Below are 25,745 nucleotides of genomic sequence, written 5' to 3'. Positions count from 1 at the left end.
TGATCACAGCAAAAAGCCGCCAGCCTTTCGACTGACGGCTTCACGCCCGACCCGGTATGCGGAGGCCGTAATCAGGCGAAGTTGACGGCCGCAACCTGCTTGCGACGACGCATCGAGGCGCCGATCCCGCCGAAGCCGATCAGCATCATTGCCCAGGTTGCCGGTTCGGGTACGGCAGCGGCGGCAGCCTGCGCAAATTGCACATTTCCGCTCAGGCTCGAGTTAAGCAGTTCGCCTTGCAACCTAATGCCGATCCCGGCTTCTGCCGGAAAATAGCACCCCACTGTCTGCAAGCAAAAATAGTTGACGCTGCTGCCGGGGAACGGGTTCTGAAACAGGGCGTAGTTGGCGCCCTGTGCGCTGAAATCGAAGGACAGTCCCGTGCTCGTCGCTGTCAAGGCGTTGCCGCCAATCAGAACTGAGCCATTGTTGTTGGTAACAGTGAAGCTGTCGGCGCCATCGTTGATCAGGATGTTGAAGGCCGTGATGTTGGCGCCGCTCAGCACGCCAATAGTGTCGTCGGTGGTGATCGATCCCGTGGCCGATCCCGCGCCGACCGAGGTGTTGAACGTGTACACGGCGGCACTAGCTGGCGTGGCGACAGCGACGGCGACAGCCGCGCAAGCGATGGATGCGAGTTTCATAAAACTCCCCCCAAGGGCGGCTCCCCACCGCCCGAGGCGCTTCAGCGCGTGACGAGGCGCCGAGCGCGTCGAAGGGTCGAAGGGTCGAAGGGTCGACTGCATCGACAAGCTGCTGAACTGTTCGGGCGGCGACCTGAGCAATGACCAGTAAGACAGCGACCGCGACGACCACGGCTGCGACAGGCTTGTTCATAAAACCCGCTCGTTGGGCTCAGGCGGGCTTAGGTAACCGTCGCGCGCAAGAGTCGGGGACGTGCGTCGCATGCATGCTGTACCGACCTGTCGATAGTCAGCGGAAATTGGCGGAAGTCCGCCGCATTCAAACGCACCACGCGGAAAGGTGATGCAACAAGGGCCTAGTGATCATCTGACCACCAAGCCCTTGTTTTCAGTCCGGTTTTGTCCTTTGACGTTCCCGCCTGCCCTCGCCCCCCTCGGGTGACAACTTGTAACTTCTGCCCGCGGTCAACCGCTTTGCCCGAAGTCACGTTAATCTGCCACGATATTGCCCGATTGAGCGTGATCAATGAGTTAGGAGAGGGTTTCAGCTGAGGGTCGCGGGCTCGTTTCGGGACTATGCAACATGCTCGCCGCGTGGGGGAGAGCAGGTCGACCTCACACCGCTGGCGGACTAGTGGGTCGGAACCTGTAGATCATGCGAAGGCTGGCGCATCAAAGACTTTGGCTAGTTCCAAGGCGATGGGTCGAAATGGCCTGTTAGATTGGCCCGAACGCGGTCGGCGGGAATGAATAGAGGGGTTTCTCGGGGAAGCCAGCTGCATGTTCGCAGTTGAGCGTAAGCGGAACGTCCGCTTGCGGTGGGCAGCAGACTGTCTGCTCTCTGGCGCTGTTCGGTCTAAGCTGCCTTTCGTTCAGGTAGCCGGGCAGGTGCGGCTCAACCGCCGGTCACTGGTGGTAAGCAGACCGGCAACTTAAGGCGAAGCACGACGCTAAGCGGGCCTGCGTTCATGTTCGCCACCAAATTTCTTGTGCAATGCTGATCAACGAAGGTGGTCGGCACGCTTTCTGTCGGTTGCCAAAGACCTTCGTTCCGGGAGCGGGTGAACGCTCATAGAGGCAGAAGCCTGTAAGGCGGCTGAGCGGGATCTCCGTCAGGAGTAGGTTGGGGTAGCCGCGTTTGCATGCTCATCTATACTCCCCGCGGGAGGCGCGATGATGAGGTTTACCGAGGATCAGCTGGCGCGCTGGGCAGCGCCACCATCGCAGACCGAGCGCGACCGGATGGACAACGCCGAGCGCGCCGTGCGCAACGCGATCGCCGCCAGCGACGCACTGAAGGCCCGCACCGTCAGCGTGTTCGCGCAGGGCTCCTACCGAAACCGTGTCAACGTCCGGCAGGACAGCGACGTCGACGTGGCCGTCCTCTGCACCGATACCTTCTTTTGGGAGGGGCCGCCCGGCGCCACGCTCCACTCACTGGGCTACGTCGACGCGACGTACCACTTCCCGGACTTCCGCCGCGAGGTCGGAGAGGCGCTCGCCAGCCACTTCGGCTCGGGGGTGACGCCCGGAGACAAGGCGTTCGACATTAAGGCGAACAGCTACCGCGTCGACGCCGACGTCGCTCCCTTTTTTGAGCACCGCCGCTTCGACGGCGCCGGCTCATACCTGCGTGGGGCCGAGATGTGGACCCGGTCGGGGGCGCGGACCATCAACTGGCCCGAGCAGCACTACGCGAACGCGGTCGCGAAGAACGACGCCACCGGCCGCTCTTTCAAGGGCTGCGTGCGGATCCTGAAGACGCTTCGGTATGCCATGCTCGCGGACGGCGTGGCGTCGGCCGCAGCCACCACCAGCTTTTTAGTGGAGTGCTTGGTGTGGAACGTGCCCAACGACCAGTTTGGCAACGCGACCTGGGCATCCGATATTCGCCACTGCCTCGCCTTCCTTTACAACAACACGCGCTCCCACGAAGACTGCGGGCAATGGGGGGAGGTCAGCGAGCTTAAATATCTGTTCCACGGCCAGCAGCCCTGGACTTGGCAGGGCGCCCACAGCTTCGTGGCCGACTGCTGGGACTACCTCGGGTTCGAGCCATGATGACGCGCAACCAGATCACGACCTTCCTCGGCCTGTCGGTCGCCCTGTGGGTGGGACTGCTGCTCTGGCGCGGCATACCGGTGACGCTACCGATGCTGGCACCCTTCAGCCTCGTCGTCGGTGCCGTCTCGGGCATCCTCCTGACCTTCGACCGGTGGCTCTGGAACTGGCCGATATTCCGCGGCTGGCTCGTCAGGCGGCCTTACCTACACGGCACGTGGCGCGCGGAGATCGTGAGCGACTGGGTGGACCCGTCCACCGGCGCTGGTATTCCGCCCATCATGGCGTTCATGGTCGTCCGTCAGACGGGATCAGCACTCAGCCTGCGGCTCCTCACGGCCGAGTCCCGCTCTGAGAGCGTCTCCGCCGGGGTGGAGGTGTGCACCGACGGCACCTTCGAGATCAACGTTGCCTACCGCAACCGGCCGGGCAGCCCCTTTCGGCATCGCAGTGAGGTGCACTATGGAGCAATGCTGCTGACCACGGAGTCCTCGACGCCGACCCGGCTGGAAGGCGAATACTGGACCGATCGGAAAACGATCGGCAGCGTCACTCTTACCGACCGGCGGCGCGGCCACCCTGCTACGTTCACCGAGGCCCAGGACGCCTTCGCAGTGGTGGACTGACCGCGACGGTTGCCCGATCGGTTCCCGCCGCTATCATCACGCATGATCAAGGACGACGAATACCTCGAACGCATTGTCGCCGGCATACACGCGGTGAGCAGCGGCGACGCAGAGGTCCGCTGGAACGAGCGCATCAACGGCCGGCAGTTCGACGTGGTCGTACGCTTCCGCCTGGGCAGCCTCGACTACCTCGTCCTCGTCGAGGTGAAGAACCGGACCCGGCGGGCCAGTGCGCAGGATGTCGAGGCTTTCGTGACCAAGGCGCGCGACCAGCAGGCGAGCAAGGCCGTGTTCGTGACGGTGGCCGGCTTCCAGGAGGGCGCGGTGGCAGTCGCCCGCCGGCACGGAGTCGATCTGTTTACGGTCGCCTTCGACGAGGACACCCCAACGCTGTCGGCAGCCACCACCTTCATCACGCATGTAAACCCCGACTACGAGGGGGACGCGACCCCGAGTCTATCCCTCGGCGAACCCGTCCTCGTCGACGCCATTGAGGATGCCGAGCTCGAGTATGCCGACGGTGCCCGCTTCACCGTGCCCTCCGAGGCGTCGCAGATGAACTACTACGCGGCGAAGACTAGGCTCGCTGACGGTCGCAGTCTCGGCGACATCATGCAGTCAGCTCCGCGCCGCGCGATGGCGGAAGGCCGCAGCCGACAAGAGATCGTCGACCTGTCGCCCGGCGTGGCCGTGGAGCCACCGGACGAATACCATTTCCCGGCTGGAACGCTGACGCGGGTCAGGCTGACGTTCGTGGCGCGCATGTCGCGCCAGCTGTCGGGCAACATCGGTATCGAGCCGACGTCCTTCACTAGTCCGGTGGTCTACACGAACGTCCTGAGCGGCGAGGAGACGACCTACACACTGGACCAGCTTCCGCTCAACACGGAGCCACTTGTGCAAGGCGGCTTCTACCTCCAGCTTCACCCGCTGCGCTACTACCATTGCGCGAAGGTCGAGGGCGGCAGCGTCACCTGGCGGCTGATCGAGAGCTTTCAGAACCTGCAGCTGATACGCGGTACCTACACCCAGCAGGAGAAATATGGCACGTTCTACGTGCCCGTAGGCGACACGACCACGGTGCGGCGGCTCGAGGGCAGGCTGGCGGACTACCTCAGCCTGTCGGGACGCGGGCCCCCGGTGGCGCCAAAACCTCCGGCCGGTGGGAGGAAGAGACCGAAGGCGCTTCGCGGCAAGTGATCGCCGGGCGGCGCCTAGCATCGCACCCAGGATGCCGCGGAATATCTTCGCTTTGACGGCAGCGCCACCGCCGCCTACCCCGAGCAGCGACCGCATCGAGAGGAGGGTCCTCAACTGACCGAGGGGCTCGGACACAATCTGCGCATAAAGTACGGCCTGACGAGCGAACCGGACGACGACGGGATCGCCGCGTGGGCGGTAAGGGCGCGCGAGCTGGAAGCCGGCACGGACAACCCCGAGCAGGCGGGCCGACGCGCGGCGCTCGAGGTGTTCGGCGAGCTTGACGTCATCGCCTACTTTTCGCGGGCGGATACGATCGAGGCGCTCCTGGCACGGGCGCTGTTAACAGGAGGGAGTAACGGCATGCGCGAGATAGGCGTTGGTCTGCGGATCAAATACAGGCTGCGGCAGGTGCCCACCGAGGAGGAGGCCCACCGCTGGGCCGCCCTCGCGGATAGCTATGCGCGCGAGGGGCTGGATCCGGAGGAGGCAGGGCGCCGTGCCGCGGACGAGCTTTTCGAGATCGTCCCGAACCTTGTGCTTAAAGCGGAGGCGGACACCATCGAGGCGCTGCTCGCGCAGGCGAGGAAGAAGTGACCGCCCAGGTCGCGTCGGACCTCCTCCCCTGGGCCAAGGACGTCGGCCTGCCGATCGTCGGGTTCCTGGCCGGCTTCGCGACTTCACGCTGGACGCTGAGCAAGAAGGACCGGAAGGACCTCGAGCAGAAAAACTACGAGAACACCGAGAAGCTCACGGGGGAGCACGACGCTGCCTACCACGCCTACACCGGCGCAATCGGAGGGTTCTCGAACGCGGCGTCCGCAGACCTTGGCCTGTTCTTTGAGGTCGCCACGAAGGGCGACCGCTACCTCCTGCAGCTGAACCGCGTCGCGACCGCGATCCTGTCCGGGAAGGTGGACGAGGAGGCCCGGAATCAGACCCTATTGCCGATCATCCGGTCCGCCGCGTCGCGGACGCTGCCCGACCACTACGCCACCCTACGCGCGATCGCCGACAAGCACGGCTTCACATACAACGGCGAGCTGCGGCGGAAGGACTACGGGGCGATCTACGACGTCGTGGAACGATACGGACCCGGTCCCGATTGGGGGTGATTAAGTCTAGCGCGATGAACGAGCGTCCAGCATCGGGTCGTCCTCAAGCCAGCGCGGATGTCGGGTTTTGGGTCTGAGCGCACCGGAACGTATATTATTCGTCCGACTCTATCGGATCGTTCAGATCGACCCCAAGGGAGGCAATCCGACGAGCCCGAAGCGGCGACTTCGCGCCGATGCGGCGCAGCGCCGCCACCACCCTATCGGTTATGCCAGCCGACATCTGTTCGCCAGAGCGGCCCAATTGGAGGAGCGTCTGGATCGCCGGCTTCATCACGTCGCCCGACAGCGCTTCGAACATCCGCTCGAAATCGTCTGCCGAGCAGCGCGCCATCACTGAGATGTCGGACCGGTCCCAGCCGCGACGCGTGCCGAGCGCGCGCAGGACGTGCATCGGTTCGCGTGCGTCAACGTGCCGCGCAGCGCGCTCGGCGAAGGCGTCGCGCAGGCCGTCGTCTAGCTGGTCGTCGCGGGTGAAGTGGTGACTGCCGATGTCAAAAAACTCAGGTCGCTCTCCGTCATGTGCGGCGACGTAGTCCCGAACCAGCGTATCCGCCTCGCTGCCTCGGCCGTTCTCCCGCAGCAGGCGAATAGCGCTGTTAATGTTCAGAGGCGAGATCCAGCGAGCCTCCGCCGTGCCCGCGTCGCGTAGCGCGTCAAGAAACTCGTCATCATCCGTGGTAAGCGAGCCGTGGTACATGTCCTGCCACACACGCGAGAACTTGCCACCACGCTGGTTGTGTCGGTGGCGCTCCTCGGCCACCGCCGCCGCCACGTCGAGCAGCTCCTCGTGGAAATAGCCTGCCGCCGCGCCCTCAATCACCACGCGGTCGAGATCGTCAGCGTGCGCGAACGGATAGTCCCCAATTGCTTCTCGCCAGCGCTGCTCGTCCGCGTCGGGCTGATTATCCTGCAGGCGCATAAGGTAGGCGACGCTGTTGTAATTTCGGACGAACGAGAGCGGCGGGGCGGCAGAAGGCTGCTGGACGGACCAGCTGGCCAGCACCAGCGTCGTCACGGCCTGATCGACTACGCTGGCGTCCCGGCCATTAAGCAGTTCGGCAAGACGACGCGCCAGCCTGGCAGTCTTCACGATTACTCTAATGTTCGTGATGCCGAGCGACACACTTCGCGCACGCAATAGTCTGGAAAGGTCGTCATCTTCGCGAAGAGCAATTGCGGCCGCCTCGTCGGCGGTGGGCGCGAATAGTAGCGTTAGGTCGGCGACCTTTTCGATCTGATCCGCGAACTCGGCGGCCTCGTCTCCCAGACGCTCATCGTTAAGCAGCAGCACAACCTTGCAGCGCCGCTCCTCCTTCAGGAAGGACGCGAGTCCCAACACATCGCGGATGGCCAGCCCTGGCCCCGCTCGCTCCAGGTCGTCCAGGCAGACGAGTTGGTCGCGGACAAACAGGAAGGCCGAGCGGTAGATGGCGCTCGCCACACCTTGACCCTTGAAGAACGGCAGCACAATCTCGAGTAGTGGCCGGGCCTTCCGACCCGTGGCGATCCCTTTGGTCAGTAGCGTTTGGAACGTGTCGGCGTCAGCACCCGATACAGCGTGCTGACGGTCAACGGTGTTCTCGAACACCGCAAACCGCAGATCTTCAAGTGAGTTCAACCCAAACAGCGAGACGTATGAGTAACCAGGCATCGCCAGTTGGCCGGCCGCGATCGAATCGGCGAGATGGCGCTTCCACGCGAAGGTTTTGCCGACGCCCCATCGCCCGCGGATGCAGAGCACTCCCGGCTCAGCGGTCGCCAGGAACCGCGCAATCTCCGCCGCCACCAAATTCATAATTCGCCCCGCAACCGCTCCACATCCAAGATCAAGCGCCGAATGCCGCCGCGAGACACTTGGCATGCACGAAGGTCACGTCGGGGATACTGCAATACGGAGGATCGATTGGCTAGGGCAGTATCCTCTGCGACGCGGTAAGACGGTCTGCTTTCACCCTTCTTGCCGTGCGAGGCCGCCTTTCCGTAACCAGCTCAGGTCCGGCCGCATGGCGAATATTTATAGATGTCCGCGTTCGGGATTCAGCTGTCCAACTTGAACGTCGATTATCAGGTCGGCACCGCTCGTCGACAAGTCGGAGCTTGCTGTTTCCCGTGCTTCGCTCCCGCTCGCCAGACAAGGGCGCCGCCGCGATGGTTGGCCCCAATCTTCGAGTAAATCCTCGCCACGCGATTTTGCACGGCACTTTACGATATCTCGAGATGCTCGGTGATCGCTTCGTCGTCGAAGTCTTCGCAGATATGCTTGAGGGATTCGCGCTCGCGCAGACCTAGCTCGCCTGCGGGTGGGTGCGGTGCCGGCTGCCGGAGAGTGGTCAGCTTGTCGAGCACCGATCGGCTGAGCCCGCTCGAATCTTCGAGAACCTCGTAGATAGCAGTCCCAGGTTCAGCTTCGCTGCGTCGCCATTCGATGCCAAGCGCGAGGCATGGGTGAGATTTCCGCTGCTGAAGAGACTTGGGAGTGCTTTCCGCGCGGTCGCGTTCGGCTCGACGACGCGATGATCTTCCGGTGCATCCGCGCTGCGCTGGCGGCCAGATTGGAGCCGACGTCACGCGACAAGCCCGCCCTGTTCGCGGCGGACGCCGAAGGCAATTGATGCGCTCGGCGATCGGACCTGTCGTTGCGGCCGTCAGCCTCGAATGGTGCCAACGCCAACACAATTCTGCTAGCACCGGCCAATGCTGAAATTGCAGACCAAGCGCCGGCTGCTGAATGCCGGTCGTGACCGCGACCGCCTGGCCGCCATCGAGGCCTCCGTCGCGGCGCTGACCGACGATGATCTCCTCGATCTCGCTGACATCTTTGCCCGTGGCGGTCCGACGCCGCTTCGCGATATCGCGGGCGCCGAGATGCAGCGTCGCAACATCACGCTGTGAGTCGGTATCCCTCGCGCTTCCGGCGTCTCGACGACGCGCTCGCCGACTTGCCCGTCGAGGAGCCGATGCTGCTGACCGAGCTCGACGGGTTCTTGACCGGCCTGGTGATCGGCCCGGAGGCAGTGCCTGCCACCGAATGGATGGCCGTCATCTGGGGCGAGGAAGCCGAAGGCGTCCCACCGTTCGAGGATCGGCTGGACGTGCAGTGGTTCGCCACGGCGGTGACGGCGCGGCACGAAGAGATCGCGCGGGATCTCGCCCGTGGGAAGCTGCAGCCGATCTTCGATGCCGACCCGCGCTCCGGCGACGTGCTGTGGGACTATTGGATCGACGGCTTTGCCGAAGCAGTCGCGCTGCGTTCGAAGGCCTGGCATGCGTTGGCCGACGACGTGCAGATGGCGGACCCGCTGGCGCGACTGGCCACGCTCATCGCAATCGCGCGAGAGGAAAGCGACCTCGACAGCGTCGAGATCAACGCGTTTCAGGACCGTGCCGTGGCGGAGCTGACTGGCGTCGTGCAGCAGCTCTATGCCGGACGAGTGCGATCGGCGGACGCTCGCACGGGCGGCGCTCCGGCGCCGACGAAGGTCGGACGAAACGACCCGTGTCCTTGCGGATCGGGCAAGAAGCACAAGCGCTGCTGCGGCTGATCTACGTAAGTCTGGCGAACGAGGGGATTACAACGGCCCGTCGATATCGAGCCGCGCCAACGGGCGGGCGAGTGTGCCGGAACTGATGAAGAGGCGATCGACACCGACCGTTGTCGCCCACGCGATCCCGGCCGCTTCCGCCTCGTGCGCGGACAGAAAGGTCGGCCCACCGACGATCGAAACCGACTCCGCGTCCTGCGTGTCGTTGCACAGTGCCGACGCGGTCAGTCGGAACCGGTGATCGACCTGTTCCTCTATGGCTATGCAGTCGACATCCGCTTGCGCCGGCTCACCGATCGGAAGTCTGATCAATTCCATGGGTTTCCTCGTTTATCGGGAGGTGCTGGGGTTACGGGTTGAATGGTGGAATGCGGTATCATCTGTGACGCTTCGCAGGCTGGGGAAGGAGAGATCACCGCGTCGCTTTTAGGATCAACGACGTCGCTTCGCGGGGCACGTCCCACACCGGAAAATGACCGCATTCGTCGAACCAGTGCAGGGTCGCCGAGGGAAACGCCGAGAGCGCGCGGGCGGCTTGGCGGGGCAGGCACAGGCGGTCCTGCCGACCCCAGCCGATGACGATGCGGCATGTCGGGTCGGCGGCAGGACCCGTCTGTTCGGGGCCGTTGGCCAGGTCGTTCACCAGGGCATCGAACGTCGGCGTGTCGGTGATGCCCGTCAGCTCCGTGCACACCAGCTCGGCCGACAAGGCAGACGGCCTAGCCGAGAGCTGGGCGAGCAGGACGGCCCGCGCGGCCGCACTGCGGCTGATCGCCGGCAGACGGGATCGCAGGACGCGAAGCAGACGCGCGGACAGGCCGATCGTCGTGCGAAAGAAGCCGCGTTCCCAGCCACGCCAGAAGCCGCCTGGATCCAGGGCGACCACGTTGCCGACCTTCCCCCGCCGCGCGAGCTCGAGCGCGATGCGGGCGCCCATCGAGCTGCCCACGGCATCGATGCCGACCAAGTCGTTCGCGACGAGATAGCGCTCGACGCTGGCGACCAGCCCTTCAAACGTGCCGCTATCCGACCGGGCAGGCGTGGCGCCATGCCCCGGCAGATCGATGGCGATGACCGATCGCTCCACGGCCAAGTCGTGCAGGATCGGCTGCCAAGCATGCCAGCTGCTCCCCAATCCATGAATGAGCAGGAGGGGCTTGCCGATGCCGCGGGTGATCTGGTGCATAGGAGCTTTCGCGCTGTTCGCGTTGCTCAACGAGCGAAGCAGCATCTCGGCATCAAAGGCCGGACGAGGCGGTTTGAAAAGGCAGCCTGTAGTGCACTGTCCGAACCTTTCACTCCCACCGTCGCGCGATCGAACGCGAAGCTCGGAGGAAGCTGCAGAAGAAGTATGTCCAGCTTGCCTTCGAGGCCGCCGACCTCGTCCATGAACCGGTCGAGCGGGTCGATCACATCGATGAGCCGCCGAACGTGGCTGATCTCCTTCGGCATCTTGACCGAGAAGCGGAAGTCGTCGGGCGTCGATGCAGCCCATCGCTCCCAGGTCTGACGACGATGCGGCCTGTAGAAAGAGGTGTTCACCTCGACGCTGGGCATCACCGCTGCATAGCGTTCGAGCGTAGTCCCCTCATTTGGGAAGGAGGACCTCTCGGACGCCGGTATGGACCAGCCTGCGGTGCCGATCAGCGGTGGCATGGGTAGCCAACCGCTCTGATGGAAAACCGTTCAAACTATCGCACTTACCCAAGTCAATGGGCGTTTCGTTTCGGAACCAGGCCAACCGATCGTTCCTTCTTACCGAGAAGGAGAGGATGATGGCCGACGACAAGAGCAAGCGTGGTGCCGCAGACCGCGCCCGGGTCGCTGCCGGAGAAGGCTACGAAGTGAACTACTTCGCGCGCAAGCATGGCATCACGAAGCAGCAGGCCGAGGATCTGATCGCGAAGGTCGGCAACGACCGGGAGAATTTGAATCAGGCGGCGTCGAAGCTCAAAAAGGCAAAGTGATGCTCGCTGCACCTGTGGTCAGAACCTGGATTACACGCGCATCTTCGTCAACTAATTGCGCAATCAGCGCGTCGCGACGGCGGTCATGCCCTTTACCGTGCGGGCACGCTCCGGCGCTCCAGTGGCGGCGCCGATCACCTGGGGGGAGATGAAGACGGTCGACACGTTCTATCATTCGCATGCCGGCGAAGGCGAGGAGCTCGTTCCGCAGGCGGCATCGGAGGCGCTCGCCGGATGGGGGCGGGCCGACCAGGTCCTCCCGGAGCTCTGACGTCCATGAAGATCGCCACTTACAACGTTAATGGCGTCAACGGCCGTTTGCCGGTGCTTCTTCGTTGGCTCAAGGAAGAGGCGCCCCACATCGTGTGCCTTCAGGAACTGAAGGCGCCACAGGACAAGTTTCCGGAAGTCGCGATACGCGAACTCGGATATGACTCGGTCTGGTTCGGTCAGAAGAGCTGGAACGGCGTCGCGATCCTCAGTCGGGTCGGCGAGATTCACGAGACACGTCGCGGCCTCCCCGAAGATCCCGATCCGACGCAGAGCCGCTACCTCGAGGCGGCAGTCAGCGGGATCATCGTCGCAGGCCTTTATCTGCCCAATGGCAATCCGCGCCCCGGCCCGAAGTTCGATTACAAGCTCGACTGGTTCGAGAGGCTTATCGAGCATGCTGGGACGTTGATCGGGAGCGGCCTGCCGGTCGTCCTCGCAGGCGACTTCAACGTCATGCCGACGTCGGCGGACGTCTACAAGCCGGAGCGCTGGCTCGACGATGCGCTCTTCGCGCCGGAAGTCCGGGCGCTCCATGCCCGACTGATCGATCAGGGATGGACGGATTCGCTGCGCGAGATGCACCCCGGCGAAATGATCTACACCTTCTGGGACTACTTCCGGAACGCCTACGCGCGAAACGCGGGGCTGCGCATCGACCATCTGCTTCTGAGCCCTGCCCTCGCCAAGCGGCTCGAAGCCGCGGACGTGGACAGGCATGTGCGCGGTTGGGAGAAGACCAGCGACCACGCGCCGGCGTGGATACGGCTTGCCGACTGACCGTTCCGGTGCGTCTGCCGAGGGGCTCGAGGGCAACACTCGGCGACAGGCGTCTGGCGTTCTCGAAGAGAAGGACCGAGCGGCTGCCGCCGCTCGGTCCTATGCCGTCAGACCGCCGCAGTGCGCGCGTGCGAGGACGAATGGCCGCCGTTCCGGTGCAGGACGTCCTGCACCTGCTGACGGTCGATGCCGCTGGCGTTGACCGTGACGAGCACGCCCCCGTCCTTCAGGCGGTCTCCGTAATACGCGGAGTCTTCGTCGCTCACGCCGTGCTTCTTGAGCGCCTCGTTGAAGGTGCCCGCGGCCGCGCCGGCGACGGCGCCGATCGCGACCGCTTCTGGCACCGCGGACGCAGCGATCGCGCCAAGCGCGGCGAGCGGTCCGACGCCGGGGATCGCGAGCGCCGCGACGCCCAGGCCCGCGCCGAGAGCCCCCCCGCCGAGGATGCCGCGCAGGATGTTCGTGTGCTCCTCGTCGGTCACCTCGCCGCCGCCCTCGCGGGTCGTCATCGTGCCTTTCGATTGCGCGATGAGGGACAGGTCTGCGTCGTTCACGCCAAGCTGGCGAAGTTCGGATACCGCGCGCTCGGCTTCCGAGTTGCTGTCGAAGATCGCGGAAACGACGCCGGTGCTGCCGCCGGTCTGATGCGCCCGCTCGGCGCCCATCGCTCCCGATACGCCGCCGCTTCCACCGGTGAGCGTGTTCGCCGCCCGATCCAAGGGACCACGATTGGGATCGTCGAAACCAAACGCGCTGTTCTCGCCATTGTCGTTCAAGGCCACTCTCCTGTTACGCCACTGCCATGATCGCGAGCTTGACGGCCCCGACGGCCGACGCTTCGCTCGCCTGGCAGCGCCTCAACCCGTGGCGGCAGGCATGGTTCAGGATATAGTGATTGATCTGAAGCACCTGAGTGCCGGACCCGGGCCTCGATCAGTCGCCAGCCATCTCGGATGGCCGCTTTCGCGATCGAGCCTGATCGGCGCGCAAGCGCTCGATCAGGCTTGTCTGCAAAACCTCACCCGATGGATTCTGGCGTCCTCTGCGCACGCACGACTTCGCGAAGCTCAGGCAGCGTGCGGTTTCGCAGATAGTCCGCAAATTCCTCCGCACCGTCCGCGTCGATCGTGTAGCTGTCGCGCGTCAGGATCCCGTTTTCGAGATGCGGCAGAACGATGTGCACGTAGAACACCTGCGCGTGCTCGTCCTCGACGCGGGGCTTGCCGAAGACGTTGATCGGGCTCGGCTCCAGGCGCAGAAGCTCGAGATCGATGCCTTCGGCTCCCGCTTCGGAAGCGACCTCCGCCACTGCGTTGGCGATGGCGCGGCGACTGGCGGCGGCCTCGGGTGCGCGATTGACGGCGCGCTGCATGTAGAGGACGAAGTTGTCGGCCAACTCGGCCCGGCGGGCCGGGGTGTCGATGACGTTGTCGGTGACCACGGTCGAAAGGACGTGATCCATTCCTTCGCCGGCCTTGAAGGGGAAGCTGATCGTGGCTGAGGCGGCGCTGCGCAGCTGAATGCTTGCCTGATCGATCAGTCGTTCGGACAGACGAGCGTCCTCGACCTTCCCCGCCAGGATTCGCTCGAACGCCTTGATGTTGTCCAGAAGGTCAGCCGCCGAGCTGTTTGCGCGTGTAGTCATCTTTTTTCGTAGCTCCTAAAGGTTCACTCGCTCGCTCATCCCGCGTTCTCTTGCGGCGCAGAGCACCCTGCGCCAGCAAGGTTGAGATTGCCTTTCTCGGCAGGAACCCTGCCGGGCCTTCCAGGCGTGAGGCGGTCGTTCTGGGCATATCGGCCTCCGCCAGTTCAGTTTCGGTCGAAGGCCATCAGTCGGCCGGGGTCCGCGTGATCGGCGCTCGGCGCGATCGACCGCCACGTCCGTTTGGGGCCGAGGGCGTGACGACTCGCTTGTGCCAGGCCCAACCACCTCGAGCCATTTCGCGCTGCAGGACCGACTGAGGGCCGACAGCCATCGCGGCGGCCCATCCGTCGGCGGCTAAGGCCTACCGGCCTATTCCACCTTTGGTGAGGGCGTGAACGGTCGCGAGATCGAATTCGCGCCCGGTCCGAGGCGGAACCCGACTGGATCAGGGCGTCTAGTTCGTCGGTGCGATGAGGCTCGAGCCCAGCTTGCCAATGCTCGATCTCCCCGGCACGCGACGTCAGTCCGGATTCGCGAGAGCCTCGAACTTCGCGCGATCGTATCCGGCATCCGAGAGCTTCTCGATGCCGTGGCGGGCCATGAAGTGTCGCACGCCCTTGCAGCCCGTCGACAGCCTCAGCGCGGCTTCCGCGGGGGCGATGTGGGTCTTGGCCAGATCGAGCACGAAGGACGTCGGCACTTCGCCCGACCGGGTCCGCGTCCCCTTCCAGTCGCCCAGGACGGTGGCTCCTGCGCTCAGGCGGAGGTTCAGGATCTCGATCGCCTCAGCCTTTAGGAGTGTCATGGGGGTGGGCGTTCCGGCTCCGTCTGCGGACGGCAGGCCCAGAAGAAGTGCAGCCGTTTCCGTCGCGACGCGAATTCCGTCGACCACGGTCTTCGCGTTTGGGTCGAACTCGAATGCGATGCGGCCCGCCAACATGGCGGAAAGCGCCTCTGGCCAGGGCTTGAACCGCCCGCCGACGATCCGCATCGCCGTCCGCAGCGGAATGGTCTCGCAATCGATCGTGCGGGAGGCGGCCGCGAGGCGGGCGACGAAGGCGTCGACGGACTCGCGGTATATCCGCCCGCCGACATCGCCCGGCGCGAACATGGCCGCTTCGAGCACACCGGTTGCCACGAGCGCGTCGACGGTTTGGGAGCTGGCGCCGAGCAGGACCTCGACGGCGAACCGAGGGACCATCTGGCGGCCCGCCAGCCGATCGATCGCGGAGCGTTCGACGAGCGGGACCGGCCGTCGCTGCGGGAGGCCGAGGTGGAAGACCGTTGGTATGTCGCCCCTCCTGCGCGCGGCCGTGAGTTCGGAGGCGTTGACACTCAGCCGGGATGCCGCGTCCATGGTCCGATAGCCGCTGGCGGCGTTGTTTTCGAGACGGTCGCACAGGAGCGACACGGCGTGGCGAGCGTCCGAGCGCATCTTTGAACGCCTCGGAAGGTTCAGGAAGGCCAGCGTTGCGCCGTCGTTCCCGTCGCCGAAGCGACCTTCGCGGGTGGAGAGCCGCTCGCCGATCAGGCGCTCGAACCTCTCGGGCCAGCCGACCATCATCGACCAGGCGCTCGCCACGGCTGCCGTCACGGCCGACGGTGGGGCGGCCTGATCGAGAACGCGCTTGTTCGACGCGTAGCGTATGCACGGGTCGACGACGCCCGCGATCGCGCTGAGGAGATCGAGCAGCGCGCCGCCGTCCAGCCGAGCGAGACCGTCGGGCAGCAGGGATTGGGACGCCTCGCGTCGGGACGGGTCGGGGTGGAACAGGCCCAGGGCGTCGAGGAGGTTCTGGCGAAGGTCTTCGGGAATCTCGTCGGCGCGGGCGCGGGTCAACTGCTCGCCGCAGCGGTCGCAGAGGTCGATGCCGTTGGTCCAGCGCCAGTGCTGGACCGCGCCGCAGTGCGGACTCGGACAGTGCTCGACGAGAAGCTGCCAGGTCTCCTCGCAGAACGGGAACGGCTTCAGCATCCAGAGCGCCCGGTGGTGCGGCGAGGCCGCGAGCGAGGCCGGAGCGTAGCGTCGGACGCTCCCCGCGACGTGCCTCGGATCGATCCTGAGGCCGAAGAACGCGATCTCGCGCGTCTCGAGCGACGTCACGGTGCAGCGCTCCGCGAGGTCGTCCGGGTCGGCGCCGATGCACCGAGCCACCAGCCGAACGCCTTCGGGTTCCTGTCGGGACAGGGCCGCATGGTGCGAGAAGCTGGCGCCGGCCACCCTGGTGAAGTCGAGCATGCGCGTCGCGCACTCGGCGGCCGCAACGCGGCCGAGCAGGCCGTCGGCCGACTCGCCCGGCAGAGGGGCGAGGACGGTCCGGACCTGCAGGCCGATGCCGGCGTGGCGATCGGAGGCCGCGCTCACGCGAACGGGTTCCGGTCGAGGAAGCTGACGCGAAGCGCGTAGGCGCCGACGGCATCGCGCAGGTCGTCGACGCTGATCGACGCGCCGCCGCGCCGGATGGCCAGCACCATCGCGCCGCGGATGATGCTCATGAGCGGGCGCAGGCGACCCTGGGACGCCTCGCACAGCTTCCGCGCCACGGACGCCTTGCCGAGGCCGGAGAGGTCCGGGAGCAGGCCGTGCGCCACGATGGCGTCGTCGACGTCCATCGCGAACCGCGTGAACAGCTCGCCGACAGCGCGTTAGGCAGCGCGCCGCTCAGCGCAGCGGACAGCACGTAGCCGATTCGGGCCGGGCCGGCCTCGCCGCGCCCTGCCATTCGACCGATCCGCTCGGCGCGCTCGACCTGCGCGATCGCGGCGCGCGCCTCGACCAGGAAGATGCGGCCGACTTGCGTGAGGGATACGGCGGAGCGCCGGCCACGATCAAACAGCAGGGCGCCGAGCCGATCTTCGATCCGCAGCACCTGCGTGCTCAATGCCGATTGCGCAATGCCCAGCCGGTTGGCGGTGCGTCCGAAATGCAGTTCGTCGGCAAGCGCGACGAACAGCCTCATGGCTTTCAGCTCAATCATCCGGTGATCTCGTTACGCGATCAAATCCGCGCATTCCAGTAATTGAACTGATCATTGGATCTGCCGATGGTTTGGCCGAGGGAGAGCGAGATGGCCGACATGACGAAGTTCGAGTGGGCGGATCCGTTGCTGCTAGACGGACAGCTTTCGGACGACGAGCGGATGATCCGCGACACTGCCGCCGACTACGCCCGCGAGAAGCTGGCGCCGCGGATCGTTTCCGCGTTCCAGGACGAGACCACCGACCCGGCGATTTTTCGGGAGATGGGCGAGCTGGGTCTGCTCGGCCCGACCGTGCCGGAGGAATATGGCGGAGCGGGCGTATCCTATGTCGCCTATGGTCTCATCGCGCGCGAGGTCGAACGCGTCGACTCGGGTTACCGCTCGATGATGAGCGTGCAGTCAAGCCTCGTGATGTATCCGATACTCGCCTATGGTTCGGAGGCGCAGAAGCAAAAATATCTGCCGAAGCTGGCATGGGGCGAATGGATCGGATGCTTCGGCCTGACCGAGCCGGACGCCGGGTCGGATCCGGGCGGGATGCGCACGCGGGCGGAGAAGATCGACGGCGGCTATCGCCTGTCGGGATCGAAGACCTGGATTTCCAACGCGCCGATCGCGGACGTGTTCGTGATCTGGGCGAGGTCCGACGCCCATGGCGGCAAGATCCGCGGGTTCGTGCTGGAAAGGGACGTGAAGGGCCTCAGCGCACCGAGGATCGAAGGTAAATTGAGCCTGCGCGCGTCGATCACCGGAATGGTGATGATGGACGGAGTCGAAGTGCCCGAGGACGCGTTGCTGCCGGAGGTCGAGGGGTTGAAGGGGCCGTTCGGATGCCTCAACCGCGCCCGCTACGGTATAAGCTGGGGTGCGATGGGCGCGGCGGAGTTCTGCTTACACGCGGCGCGGCAATACGGCCTCGACCGTCATCAGTTCGGCCGTCCGCTCGCCGCGAAGCAACTCTATCAGAAGAAGCTCGCCGACATGGAGACCGACATCGCGCTCGGCCTGCAGGCGAGCCTGCGCGTTGGCCGGCTGATGGACGAGGGAACGTTCGCGCCGGAAATGGTGTCGCTCATCAAGCGCAACAATGTCGGCAAGGCGCTCGACGCCGCCAGGACGAGCCGGGACATGCACGGCGGCAACGGCATTTCGAGTGAATATCAGGTCATGCGGCACCTGATGAATCTCGAAACGGTCAACACCTACGAGGGCACGCATGACGTGCACGCGCTCATCCTGGGCCGTGCGATCACAGGGCTGTCGGCGTTCTGATGAAGCCGCTTGCAGGCCTGCGGGTCATCGAGCTGGCGCGAATTCTGGCGGGGCCGTGGTGCGGGCAGCTGCTCGCCGATCTCGGCGCAGAGGTGATCAAGATCGAGCGGCCGGGCCGCGGGGACGACACGCGCCACTGGGGGCCACCGTTCGTGACGGGTGCGGGCGGCGTCAATCTCGGCGCGGCCTATTACCATTCGGCCAACCGAGGCAAGACGAGCCTCTCGATTGATATCGCGACGCCTGAAGGTCAGGCGCAGGTCCGTGGACTCGTCGCCGGCGCGGATGTGCTGATCGAGAACTACAAGGTGGGCGGGCTGGTTCGTTACGGCCTTGACCAGGTCGCTCTGTCGAAGGTCAATCCCCGGCTCATCTACTGCTCGATCACCGGATTCGGTCAGGACGGCCCTTATGCCGCGCGCGCCGGCTATGACTACATCGCTCAGGGAATGAGCGGTTTCATGTCATTAAACGGCGACCCTACGGCCGACCAGCGGACGGTTTGAGAAGCTCATCTAGCCGTAAGTAACTGACCCTAAGCGGAAAAATATGATTTGCGGCAACGCTTTCGCGATTCCAGGGTAGATCCGCAAAACTTTGGTGGTGAAGCCGGTTTCGATATTTGCGGAATCAAGCGTTGCGCCTTGGCGGGACCGCACGGTCCTGATCAGTTGCCGCCAAACCGGCCGGCCCCCTTCGCTGCGCGCCCCGACCCGAAGCCGTCCATCCAGGCCATTCGCAGAGTGAGGTGCTCGTGAGGAAACGGGCATGCGGCCGCTCGTTCGTCGGGTTCGATTCCGGCTTCGAAACCTCTCATATATGCTGCTTTCGTCGTCGCGCCCCCGGTGAATGACCGTCCCGCCGGCTCGTCGCAGCTGCCCGATGCGGTCACGGCCGAGCTCCCGACTGCTTCTCCTTCTCGACGCCGGAACTGTCGTGCCCGGGCGCGAGCATGGCCTCGTCCGTGACGGGAGGTCGAGAGCAGGAACTGATGTCCGGCCTTTGAACGACGAAGGTTCGCCCGTTCTGGCCGACCTCGACCGCTACGGCATCCCACATCGCCAACAGCTGAATGGCCCGGTCTCTGGCTTCGTCGTCGCCGCTCAGCGCGTCTAGGTGGAACGGTCGCCCGGGTCCGTTCCGCGTCACGCACTTGAACGAATAGACGACCATGGTGGCAAGATTATCGTTTCGGTTATGGCCCGCATTAAACACGATCAACGCCGGTCGGCACGCGATCGCATCCTGGGATTACCGCGTCGGCAAAGTGCTGTGGTGTCCGGGGCGACTGAACGGTTCCAGTTAAGCGCATCGCGCTGCGCACCTGCACATAACTCGTCGGTTGCGGCGCTCGCCTTGTTATGACGACGCCTGCGCCCCGACCGAGCGGCGCCTTTTACGTCGACGTCGGACTTCCATCGACCGGCAGACCGCCCCTTCAGCGATGGATATCGCAGTTAGCCAAAAGCTGAGCGTCGCGACGAACGCCCCGGGTCGGAACTCGTCTTCGATCCCGAGCTTGTGGGGCACGGACGTGGCGGGATCGTCCGCCACGAACGGAGCTGGCCATCCTCCCAGTTCGCGCGGCTTCCAATTCTGTTCCAGCGGACCGTCAAAGCCATACATGGCGCGTTCGTCCGATCGCGGTTCGATCGCCACGCTCGCGATGGTAAGCGTGAGCGCAATACATACGCGGAGCCAGATATTCATTGCGGAGCCCCTCGGCCGATCTGGCGATTTGACACACCGACGGTCGCGCGGTGGGTGGCGAGCATCGCGACCGCGACTGCGACGCGTGAACCTGGACCGGCCGGAACATGCTGGCTCCGGCCGGTCCCGGGCCGGGTTCGGCAGAAAGCCTATTCGGCTTTGACCATCGCCTCGGCGTTCACCGTCGCGTCGGCGATGCTCGTGAGATCCTCGTCGGTCTGCGCCTCTTCCTGAAGCGTTTCGTCGAGCAGCTTCGCAGCGTCGTCCAGGCCGAGCACCAAGGCCCAGCGCTTCAGCGTTCCGTAGCGGGTGATCTCGTAGTGCTCGACCGCCTGGGCGGCCGCGAGGAGCCCGGCGTCGAGAGCCGGCGTGCCCTTGTATTCGTCGATGATCTCTTCGCCTTCCGACAGAATACCCTCGATCGCGTCGCAAGTCTTGCCGCGAGCGGGTTTGCCGATGATCTCGAAGACCTGCTGAAGTCGCTCGATCTGCCCCTCGGTCTGCTCCTTGTGCTTTTGGAAAGCGGCCTTCAGCTGTTCGGACTGAGCTGCGCGGGTCATCTTGGGCAGGGATTTCAGGATCTTGCGCTCCGCATAGTAGATGTCCTTCAGCGTGTCGTGAAATAGCGTTTCGAGGGTCTTTGCCGCCATGTCTGAGCTCCTTGCTTGGTGAGAGACAATCCCGGTGCCGTCGGCACTGATATCGATCACGCACCGCACAACGCCGCAGGCTAGAACCGGCCCATATGATTCTGATTGATCGCAGTTAATCGCGCTCGCCGCCACCGTTCGAGGCCCCCAGACTGAGGAGTCGATGTCCGGAGATCAGTTTGCCGAGCGTGCGATCCGACGAAGGCAGGCTGCGAGTTCGTCCTTGCGATACGGTTTCGTCAAGCGCGGCACAGACACGTCGAGGGCTTCCATTTCCGAGTAGCCCGACACGAGCAGCGCCGGCACCTCCGGTCGGAGCGCTTGAACGCGCTGGATGAGGTCGGTCCCGCTCAAGCCGGGCATCAGGTGGTCGGTGACGAGCAGGTCGATGTGTCGACCCGCCGCGACGATCCGCACTGCCTCTTCGCCGGACTCGGCCTCGACGACGTCGTAGCCGAGGTCGGAAAGCATGTCGGCGGTGCTCATTCGCACGAGCGCCTCATCGTCGACCAGCAGCGCGGTGCCGGAGGCGGTCGTCGGCGGGACGTCGTCTGGGATCCGTCCGTCTTCCGCCCTGACCGCGCTTTGCGGCAGCCAGAGGTCGACGTTGGTTCCTAGACCCGGGCGGCTGGTGATCGTGAGCGCTCCGCCGAGCTGTGAGGCAAGACCGTGCACCATGGAGAGACCAAGCCCTGTTCCCTTGCCGATGCCTTTGGTGGAGAAGAACGGCTCGACTGCCTTGGCCAGCGTCTCGTCGTCCATTCCAAGCCCGGTGTCGGCGACCGACAGGCGCAGATAGTGTCCGGTCGGCAGTCCGGACGGGTGCGCCGTGCGGATCGATTCTCTGCTTGCCGAGATGCGTAGGGTGCCGCCGTCCGGCATGGCGTCGCGTGCGTTCACGGCCAGGTTCAGTATCGCCATCTCGAGCTGGTTCGGATCGGCCTTCGCGGGCGGCAGCTCGGTCGGCGCATCGACGACGACCTTGATCTGCGGTCCGGTCGTGCTCGCAACTAGATCCGCCATGCCCTTCACCAGCGCCGCAACGTCTACGGGGACCGGCTGCAGCGGTTGTCGGCGCGCGAACGCGAGCAGCCGCTGGACCAGTGTTCTTGCCCGTTCCGCCGACTGCGCGGCGCCCGCGATCAGGCGCTGCTCGCGTTCGCTGCCGATGCCCTTGCGCTGAAGCATGTCGAGACTGCCGACGATCGGCGTGAGAAGATTGTTGAAGTCGTGCGCGACGCCCCCGGTCAGTTGGCCCATCGCCTCCATCTTTTGGCTCTGGCGTAGCGCGTCCTGTGCCTCCTCGCGCTCGCGTATCGCCGCGTTGATGCGTGCCTCCAGCGTCGCGTTCAACTCGCGCAGCGCGTCCTGCGCCTCGCGCCGGGCGGTGATCTCCAGTGCCGTCCCCGCAACACGGACGCATCTGCCCTGTTCGTCGAAGATCCCACGACCCTTGGCCGCCACCCAGCGGACCATCCCGTCCGCCCGACCGATGGTCCGGTATTCGACGTCATACAGCGTGCGCTGCGCGGGATCCGTCGCAGCGGCGAACGCCTTCGCAGTCGCCTCGCGATCCTCAGGATGAAGCCCGTCGTAGAAGTCCGCGAGCGTCACGGGAGTGTCCGGTGCGATACCGAACATGGCCTTTGTCCGCGCCGATCGCCGTGGCCAGAAAGGCCTGGCCGAGGCTGGCAAACCCTTGCGCATCGTCGACGGGCATGGCTGCGCGCGTGAAGTTGGCCGCATGCATGCCGGAATAGTGCATGCCCGAGATCGCCGCTCCCATGACGACCGCGGCGGCGGCCCGGCGACCGATCTCCTGGCGTTGTGTCGCCAGCCAGACCGCGACGGTTGCAGCTACGATGGCGACTATGATGGAGATTGCCACCCAGCGTAGGTCGTAGTGCAGGGTCGCCGGCATTCGCATCGCTGCCATTCCAACGTAATGCATCGTGGCGACGCCGGCACCAATCAGCAGGCCTGCGCAGAGCGTCCGACGCGCCGTCGGCATGGACCAGTCGAGCAGCGCGAGGCCGCCGCCAGTGAAGCCGATGGCGAGCGCAAGCGAGCCGACGGTCGGCGCGAGGTCGTAGCTCGTCGCCATGCCGGGCATGCGAAAGGCAAGCATGGCGACGAAGTGCATGGACCAGATCCCGCCGCCCAGTGCTATCGCCGCTGCGGCGAGCCATACCTGTCGAGTGTGGTCCCGTGCTTCGCGGACGCGTCCTGCGAGACTGAGTGCGGTGAAGGACGCGATGATCGCGACGACGATCGACAGGGTGACCAGATAGAAGTCGTGAACACCATGGAGGATCATCCCCCAGGTGATTCCACAGGCCGCGAAACGGCGCAATATTCCGCTTGACGCTCGAGAAGGACGATTCCGGCAGAGTTTGAAATGTCATCCGATACGGTGGCGATGCGTGTGTCGCGTTGCCGAAACCGTCGACCTGTAATAGCCTAAAGGGTCTCTTGTCGTTGCACGCAATCGGTGAGGCAGAGATGGAGAAGATCGATCTCAAAAGGCAGCTTCGCGCGCTCTTCAATCCGCCGAAGCACGACTTTGTTGACGTTGTCGTTCCGACGATGTCCTTCGTTAAGGTGGACGGATCGGGCGATCCCAACTCCGCTGCCGAATACAGGCAGGCGGTCGAATGGATCTACGGCGTGAGCTACGCGATGAAGTTTGCAGCGAAGAACCGGTTGGGTCGCGACTACGTGGTGCCCCCGCTGGAAGCGCTTTGGTGGTCGGACGATCCCGGCACGTTCGCGCGCCGCGAGAAGGATCGCTGGCAATGGACCGTCATGATCCTCGTGCCTGACTTCGTGACCGGCACCATGTTCGAGGACGCGGTCGCGAAGACGTTGACGAAGAGGAACGACCGTCCGCCGTCGCTGCGGTTCGAGCCCTTATCGGAAGGAAGGTCGCTCCAGACCTTGCACATCGGCAGCTATGATGACGAAGGGCAGACGCTGAAGCGCCTGCACGAGGAGGTCATGCCCGGCATGGGCGTTACCTTCGATGGCCCGCACCACGAGATTTACCTCAGCGACCCACGCAGAACCGAGCCATCCAAGCTCAAGACCATTCTTCGGCAGCCTGTCCGCGCAATCTAGTCGAAGCGCGCTGCGCGCGAGAACCGCGGGCATTCGATCCGGGGTTAGCTTCGTGACCTGACCCAAGCACGGTAGAGCGAGAGGGCCTTAGCGGGATCGGAACTGAACCAGGCATACCCGTTTCTCCGCTCTACGCTGATTTGACCGACGTCATCGACGATGCGTCGGTCACGATCTCCGAAGATCGGACGGAAGGCGGGGATGCTGTAGAATCGTGCCCAGATCGGCGGCGAGCCGACGCTGGGTGTGAGACCACCCGTATGGCCCGGCGACCGGACGAACGCCGCGTCTGCGATCCTGCGATCGGTCAACCAGGCGACGCCGGCGTCTACCGCACGGATCGCGGCCGGCGAAGGGCTCGGTCGGCCCATCAGCAGGATCAGTATTCCCGCGCTCTCGGATGAAGACAGCGCGGCCGGCTCGAAGTTGCGGGCCCCGACGGGTTCGAGGGTCACCGCGTCGTGCTGCTGCCCCCATCCCGTGGGTTTGCCATCGACCACCACTTGGGTCCGGAGGATCAGGGCAATGGCGCGATCGTGAGCCGAGCGAGCCCGCGCAGCTAGGGCGGGAGATACGAACGCGAAATCTCCCGAACGCCGAGCGACGTTTGCCAGCAGCGTCACGACGTTCGCCATGGCATTGTCGTTAAACGTCACAGCGTCGTGATACCCGCCCTGCAGGGGATACACCTGGGGCCACCCCCCGTTCGGAAACTGCGCGGTCTGCAGGTAGGTGACGGCCCGCACGATCGCCTTTCGCCAGCGGTCGCCTGCCCGGCCCGGGGCGACGGCCTGCACCCGGGCCAAGAATCTCACTTCCGTCGTGGTCGCTCCGTTGTCGATGGTGCCAGCGTAGTCCCAGCGGGCGTCCTGAGCTACCGCCCCGCCTTCGCCCTCGACCGACAGGTAGTGCTGTCCGCGGACGCGCGGCGGTCCGCTGCGGTCCGCATTCTTTCCCCATCCGCCGGCGGGTGTCTGGAAGCTGACTATCGTGTCCGCGATCCTCCGCGCGTCCACGGTGCCATACCACGCGGCATCCCGATCGAGCGGCATGCTGGCCGTCCCCTTCCCGGCTCGGACCGCCGGGGGAATTCTTCCGTCAGTCCGCTCGCGCGCCAACGCGAGCCGGTCCGCCGCAGCGAGGCGTTCCGAGGTGGCGAGATACGCGGTCCAGGCGTCGCGGTCCTGCTGCGCTTCGGCGATGCGCTCTCGGGTGAGCGGAGAGGCAGGCGTCATGGTTCCAACGACACCGGCCTGCGTGGCCTCTAGCGGGAGGCCAGCGCTCGCAAGCATCAGCGCAAATGTCACGTTCTTCAAGGCAGCTCCCTTCGCCAATCACACTTGTCGGAACAGGCTGTGGCCTACGCCCCTGCCTGACACCGCGCTAGATCCTTGCACCCCGTAAGTGGGGCTTTCCACCACCTGCTCGGAGATCGGCCTTCGCGGCTTGGCGTAGGGCGCTCGTAGGGTTGGTCGCCAGATGCGTCATAGGGATCTTGTGATCGTGCTCGCTGTCTCGAGGCGGTCGACGAACGCTCGACCGACGTTTGAAGGCCGGCTTCGGTGGGGGCGCCGCTTGAAGAGGACCTTGAAGTTCGCCGATTGCAGAGCAGCGGCAGGGTTCACTGAAGCCGATCGTGAAAACGGCGGCAAAATTCATACTCAAAAGCACGAAGTAGCGAGCCTGCAGCGTCGATCGGTGCCGGCTCGAAGACTTTGGAAAAGCGTCTGGGCGCGGTCGACCGCGCGTGCGAGCGGCCCCGGTGTGCAAGCGACTGCCGTGTTTCCGAGCGCGGCGTGTCGCAAGTCTCAACGGGCCTTGAAGACCGCAACGTCGCTTCTAATGCCGTTGCGATCGCAGAATGCGGAGAAGTCGAAACCGAGGCTGTCATAGAAGGCACGGACGGCCGTGCCGGCGGCCGCGAGGCTCGCTAGGCTTTCCCAGCACACGATCGCGATGATCGTTGGCTCGCCGAGATTGTCGAATCTTTCGAGAACCTGATCGCTGAGGTATCCGCGCTGCCGCCGCAACGTCTCCATCTTTCTTTCCAGGAGACGTCCGCAATCGTCCCGGACGTCGTCTGGGACAGTCAAGGTATAGACACGATAGAATATCCTCGCGCCTTCACAATCCTTCCACGAGCGGATCTGCGAGAGCGAACT

31 protein-coding genes and 1 pseudogene are annotated in these 25,745 nt (G+C 64.8%); 14 read left to right on the top strand and 18 right to left on the bottom strand.

The genetic code is table 11. The features are described from left to right. Nucleotides 1–71: 71 nt before the first annotated feature. Nucleotides 72–644 (bottom strand): PEPxxWA-CTERM sorting domain-containing protein, encoded by a 573-nt coding sequence (locus ACFSC3_RS08390; RefSeq protein ID WP_380939956.1) that lies wholly within the window; start codon nucleotides 642–644, stop codon nucleotides 72–74. Between the two features lie 1,173 nt (nucleotides 645–1,817). Here ACFSC3_RS08390 and ACFSC3_RS08385 point away from each other — a divergent pair. From ACFSC3_RS08385 to ACFSC3_RS08365, 5 genes are all read left to right on the top strand, one after another. Further along, nucleotides 1,818–2,705, top strand: a complete 888-nt coding sequence (locus ACFSC3_RS08385) for a nucleotidyltransferase domain-containing protein (protein ID WP_380939955.1) — start codon at nucleotides 1,818–1,820, stop codon at nucleotides 2,703–2,705. Further along, nucleotides 2,702–3,331, top strand: coding sequence for a Cap15 family cyclic dinucleotide receptor domain-containing protein (locus tag ACFSC3_RS08380; RefSeq protein ID WP_380939954.1), 630 nt, complete (start codon nucleotides 2,702–2,704; stop codon nucleotides 3,329–3,331). The genes ACFSC3_RS08385 and ACFSC3_RS08380 overlap by 4 nt, the downstream gene beginning before the upstream one ends. 42 nt (nucleotides 3,332–3,373) lie before the next feature. Continuing rightward, on the top strand, nucleotides 3,374–4,531 hold the full coding sequence (locus ACFSC3_RS08375; protein ID WP_380939953.1) for a restriction endonuclease: 1,158 nt from the start codon (nucleotides 3,374–3,376) through the stop codon (nucleotides 4,529–4,531). Between the two features lie 267 nt (nucleotides 4,532–4,798). Further along, nucleotides 4,799–5,128, top strand: a complete 330-nt coding sequence (locus ACFSC3_RS08370) for a hypothetical protein (RefSeq protein ID WP_380939952.1) — start codon at nucleotides 4,799–4,801, stop codon at nucleotides 5,126–5,128. After that, on the top strand, nucleotides 5,125–5,646 hold the full coding sequence (locus ACFSC3_RS08365; RefSeq protein ID WP_380939951.1) for a hypothetical protein: 522 nt from the start codon (nucleotides 5,125–5,127) through the stop codon (nucleotides 5,644–5,646). The genes ACFSC3_RS08370 and ACFSC3_RS08365 overlap by 4 nt, the downstream gene beginning before the upstream one ends. A 94-nt stretch (nucleotides 5,647–5,740) precedes the next feature. On the opposite strand, the gene ACFSC3_RS08360 is transcribed toward ACFSC3_RS08365, so the two are convergent. Together ACFSC3_RS08360 and ACFSC3_RS08355 are read right to left on the bottom strand one after the other, a co-directional pair. Continuing rightward, nucleotides 5,741–7,444: a hypothetical protein gene (locus tag ACFSC3_RS08360; RefSeq protein ID WP_380939950.1), complete on the bottom strand. Its 1,704-nt coding sequence runs from the start codon at nucleotides 7,442–7,444 to the stop codon at nucleotides 5,741–5,743. A gap of 407 nt (nucleotides 7,445–7,851) precedes the next feature. Beyond that, complete coding sequence (locus tag ACFSC3_RS08355) at nucleotides 7,852–7,995, bottom strand: hypothetical protein (protein ID WP_380939949.1); 144 nt, start codon at nucleotides 7,993–7,995, stop codon at nucleotides 7,852–7,854. Nucleotides 7,996–8,090: 95 nt separating this feature from the next. Here ACFSC3_RS08355 and ACFSC3_RS08350 point away from each other — a divergent pair, with 95 nt between their 5' ends. The 3 genes from ACFSC3_RS08350 (at nucleotide 8,091) to ACFSC3_RS08340 (ending at nucleotide 9,191) form a co-directional block, all read left to right on the top strand. Next, a complete protein-coding gene (locus tag ACFSC3_RS08350) occupies nucleotides 8,091–8,261 on the top strand; it encodes a hypothetical protein (protein WP_380939948.1) in 171 nt (56 codons plus the stop codon). A gap of 82 nt (nucleotides 8,262–8,343) precedes the next feature. Then, nucleotides 8,344–8,541, top strand: a complete 198-nt coding sequence (locus ACFSC3_RS08345) for a hypothetical protein (RefSeq protein ID WP_380939947.1) — start codon at nucleotides 8,344–8,346, stop codon at nucleotides 8,539–8,541. Further along, the gene (locus ACFSC3_RS08340; protein WP_380939946.1) at nucleotides 8,538–9,191 is read left to right on the top strand and encodes a UPF0149 family protein; all 654 of its coding nucleotides are present in this window, start codon (nucleotides 8,538–8,540) and stop codon (nucleotides 9,189–9,191) included. The genes ACFSC3_RS08345 and ACFSC3_RS08340 overlap by 4 nt, the downstream gene beginning before the upstream one ends. A gap of 27 nt (nucleotides 9,192–9,218) precedes the next feature. Here ACFSC3_RS08340 and ACFSC3_RS08335 read toward each other — a convergent pair whose 3' ends face one another. The 3 genes from ACFSC3_RS08335 to ACFSC3_RS08325 form a co-directional block, all read right to left on the bottom strand. Continuing rightward, the gene (locus tag ACFSC3_RS08335) at nucleotides 9,219–9,509 is read right to left on the bottom strand and encodes a hypothetical protein (RefSeq protein ID WP_380939945.1); all 291 of its coding nucleotides are present in this window, start codon (nucleotides 9,507–9,509) and stop codon (nucleotides 9,219–9,221) included. A 94-nt stretch (nucleotides 9,510–9,603) separates the two neighbouring features. Continuing rightward, nucleotides 9,604–10,377 (bottom strand): alpha/beta fold hydrolase, encoded by a 774-nt coding sequence (locus ACFSC3_RS08330; protein WP_380939944.1) that lies wholly within the window; start codon nucleotides 10,375–10,377, stop codon nucleotides 9,604–9,606. A 26-nt stretch (nucleotides 10,378–10,403) separates the two neighbouring features. Beyond that, nucleotides 10,404–10,847, bottom strand: coding sequence for a DUF72 domain-containing protein (locus ACFSC3_RS08325; RefSeq protein ID WP_380939943.1), 444 nt, complete (start codon nucleotides 10,845–10,847; stop codon nucleotides 10,404–10,406). Between the two features lie 119 nt (nucleotides 10,848–10,966). Between ACFSC3_RS08325 and ACFSC3_RS08320 the strand changes: the two genes are divergently transcribed. The 3 genes from ACFSC3_RS08320 to xth all read left to right on the top strand — a co-directional run bounded on the left by ACFSC3_RS08320 (nucleotide 10,967) and on the right by xth (nucleotide 12,208). Continuing rightward, on the top strand, nucleotides 10,967–11,158 hold the full coding sequence (locus ACFSC3_RS08320; protein ID WP_380939942.1) for a DUF3606 domain-containing protein: 192 nt from the start codon (nucleotides 10,967–10,969) through the stop codon (nucleotides 11,156–11,158). Nucleotides 11,159–11,306: 148 nt separating this feature from the next. After that, the gene (locus ACFSC3_RS20935) at nucleotides 11,307–11,429 is read left to right on the top strand and encodes a hypothetical protein (RefSeq protein ID WP_417774580.1); all 123 of its coding nucleotides are present in this window, start codon (nucleotides 11,307–11,309) and stop codon (nucleotides 11,427–11,429) included. Between the two features lie 5 nt (nucleotides 11,430–11,434). Beyond that, nucleotides 11,435–12,208, top strand: a complete 774-nt coding sequence (gene xth, locus ACFSC3_RS08310) for an exodeoxyribonuclease III (protein WP_380939940.1) — start codon at nucleotides 11,435–11,437, stop codon at nucleotides 12,206–12,208. Between the two features lie 107 nt (nucleotides 12,209–12,315). On the opposite strand, the gene ACFSC3_RS08305 is transcribed toward xth, so the two are convergent. From ACFSC3_RS08305 to ACFSC3_RS08285, 5 genes are all read right to left on the bottom strand, one after another. Beyond that, complete coding sequence (locus ACFSC3_RS08305) at nucleotides 12,316–12,984, bottom strand: hypothetical protein (protein WP_380939939.1); 669 nt, start codon at nucleotides 12,982–12,984, stop codon at nucleotides 12,316–12,318. A gap of 242 nt (nucleotides 12,985–13,226) precedes the next feature. Continuing rightward, nucleotides 13,227–13,670 (bottom strand): hypothetical protein, encoded by a 444-nt coding sequence (locus ACFSC3_RS08300; RefSeq protein ID WP_380939938.1) that lies wholly within the window; start codon nucleotides 13,668–13,670, stop codon nucleotides 13,227–13,229. A 703-nt stretch (nucleotides 13,671–14,373) separates the two neighbouring features. Then, complete coding sequence (locus tag ACFSC3_RS08295; protein WP_380939937.1) at nucleotides 14,374–16,218, bottom strand: hypothetical protein; 1,845 nt, start codon at nucleotides 16,216–16,218, stop codon at nucleotides 14,374–14,376. Next, nucleotides 16,215–16,349 (bottom strand): hypothetical protein, encoded by a 135-nt coding sequence (locus tag ACFSC3_RS08290; protein ID WP_380939936.1) that lies wholly within the window; start codon nucleotides 16,347–16,349, stop codon nucleotides 16,215–16,217. Before ACFSC3_RS08290 ends, ACFSC3_RS08295 begins: the two co-directional genes overlap by 4 nt. After that, the gene (locus ACFSC3_RS08285) at nucleotides 16,346–16,831 is read right to left on the bottom strand and encodes a LysR family transcriptional regulator (RefSeq protein ID WP_380939935.1); all 486 of its coding nucleotides are present in this window, start codon (nucleotides 16,829–16,831) and stop codon (nucleotides 16,346–16,348) included. Before ACFSC3_RS08285 ends, ACFSC3_RS08290 begins: the two co-directional genes overlap by 4 nt. 90 nt (nucleotides 16,832–16,921) lie before the next feature. Here ACFSC3_RS08285 and ACFSC3_RS08280 point away from each other — a divergent pair, with 90 nt between their 5' ends. Further along, the gene (locus ACFSC3_RS08280) at nucleotides 16,922–18,106 is read left to right on the top strand and encodes an acyl-CoA dehydrogenase (protein ID WP_380939934.1); all 1,185 of its coding nucleotides are present in this window, start codon (nucleotides 16,922–16,924) and stop codon (nucleotides 18,104–18,106) included. Beyond that, nucleotides 18,106–18,588, top strand: a pseudogene (locus ACFSC3_RS08275) (CaiB/BaiF CoA transferase family protein); the annotation flags it as partial. The gene ACFSC3_RS08280 and the pseudogene ACFSC3_RS08275, both read left to right, overlap by 1 nt. 406 nt (nucleotides 18,589–18,994) lie before the next feature. Here the strand turns inward: ACFSC3_RS08275 and ACFSC3_RS08270 are convergent. The 5 genes from ACFSC3_RS08270 to ACFSC3_RS08250 form a co-directional block, all read right to left on the bottom strand. Beyond that, complete coding sequence (locus ACFSC3_RS08270) at nucleotides 18,995–19,279, bottom strand: hypothetical protein (protein WP_380939933.1); 285 nt, start codon at nucleotides 19,277–19,279, stop codon at nucleotides 18,995–18,997. A gap of 186 nt (nucleotides 19,280–19,465) precedes the next feature. Beyond that, nucleotides 19,466–19,816, bottom strand: coding sequence for a hypothetical protein (locus ACFSC3_RS08265; RefSeq protein WP_380939932.1), 351 nt, complete (start codon nucleotides 19,814–19,816; stop codon nucleotides 19,466–19,468). 149 nt (nucleotides 19,817–19,965) lie between these two features. Beyond that, entirely contained in the window at nucleotides 19,966–20,526 is a 561-nt protein-coding gene (locus ACFSC3_RS08260; protein WP_380939931.1) for a YciE/YciF ferroxidase family protein, read from the bottom strand. Nucleotides 20,527–20,640: 114 nt separating this feature from the next. Beyond that, nucleotides 20,641–22,107, bottom strand: a complete 1,467-nt coding sequence (locus ACFSC3_RS08255) for a PAS domain-containing hybrid sensor histidine kinase/response regulator (protein WP_380939930.1) — start codon at nucleotides 22,105–22,107, stop codon at nucleotides 20,641–20,643. Next, nucleotides 22,043–22,819, bottom strand: a complete 777-nt coding sequence (locus tag ACFSC3_RS08250; RefSeq protein WP_380939929.1) for an MHYT domain-containing protein — start codon at nucleotides 22,817–22,819, stop codon at nucleotides 22,043–22,045. The genes ACFSC3_RS08255 and ACFSC3_RS08250 overlap by 65 nt, the downstream gene beginning before the upstream one ends. A gap of 149 nt (nucleotides 22,820–22,968) precedes the next feature. On the opposite strand from ACFSC3_RS08250, the gene ACFSC3_RS08245 reads away from it, so the two are divergent. Then, on the top strand, nucleotides 22,969–23,583 hold the full coding sequence (locus tag ACFSC3_RS08245; RefSeq protein ID WP_380939928.1) for a GyrI-like domain-containing protein: 615 nt from the start codon (nucleotides 22,969–22,971) through the stop codon (nucleotides 23,581–23,583). 44 nt (nucleotides 23,584–23,627) lie between these two features. Here the strand turns inward: ACFSC3_RS08245 and pelA are convergent, their stop codons facing one another. Together pelA and ACFSC3_RS08235 are read right to left on the bottom strand one after the other, a co-directional pair. Then, a complete protein-coding gene (gene pelA / locus ACFSC3_RS08240) occupies nucleotides 23,628–24,890 on the bottom strand; it encodes a pectate lyase (protein ID WP_380940892.1) in 1,263 nt (420 codons plus the stop codon). 501 nt (nucleotides 24,891–25,391) lie between these two features. Next, nucleotides 25,392–25,622, bottom strand: coding sequence for a hypothetical protein (locus ACFSC3_RS08235; RefSeq protein ID WP_380939927.1), 231 nt, complete (start codon nucleotides 25,620–25,622; stop codon nucleotides 25,392–25,394). Nucleotides 25,623–25,745 lie beyond the last annotated feature (123 nt).

Source organism: Sphingomonas floccifaciens (genome assembly GCF_042681125.1).
Lineage (GTDB): Bacteria > Pseudomonadota > Alphaproteobacteria > Sphingomonadales > Sphingomonadaceae > Sphingomonas > Sphingomonas floccifaciens.
This window is presented reverse-complemented; position numbering and strand designations above follow the sequence as displayed.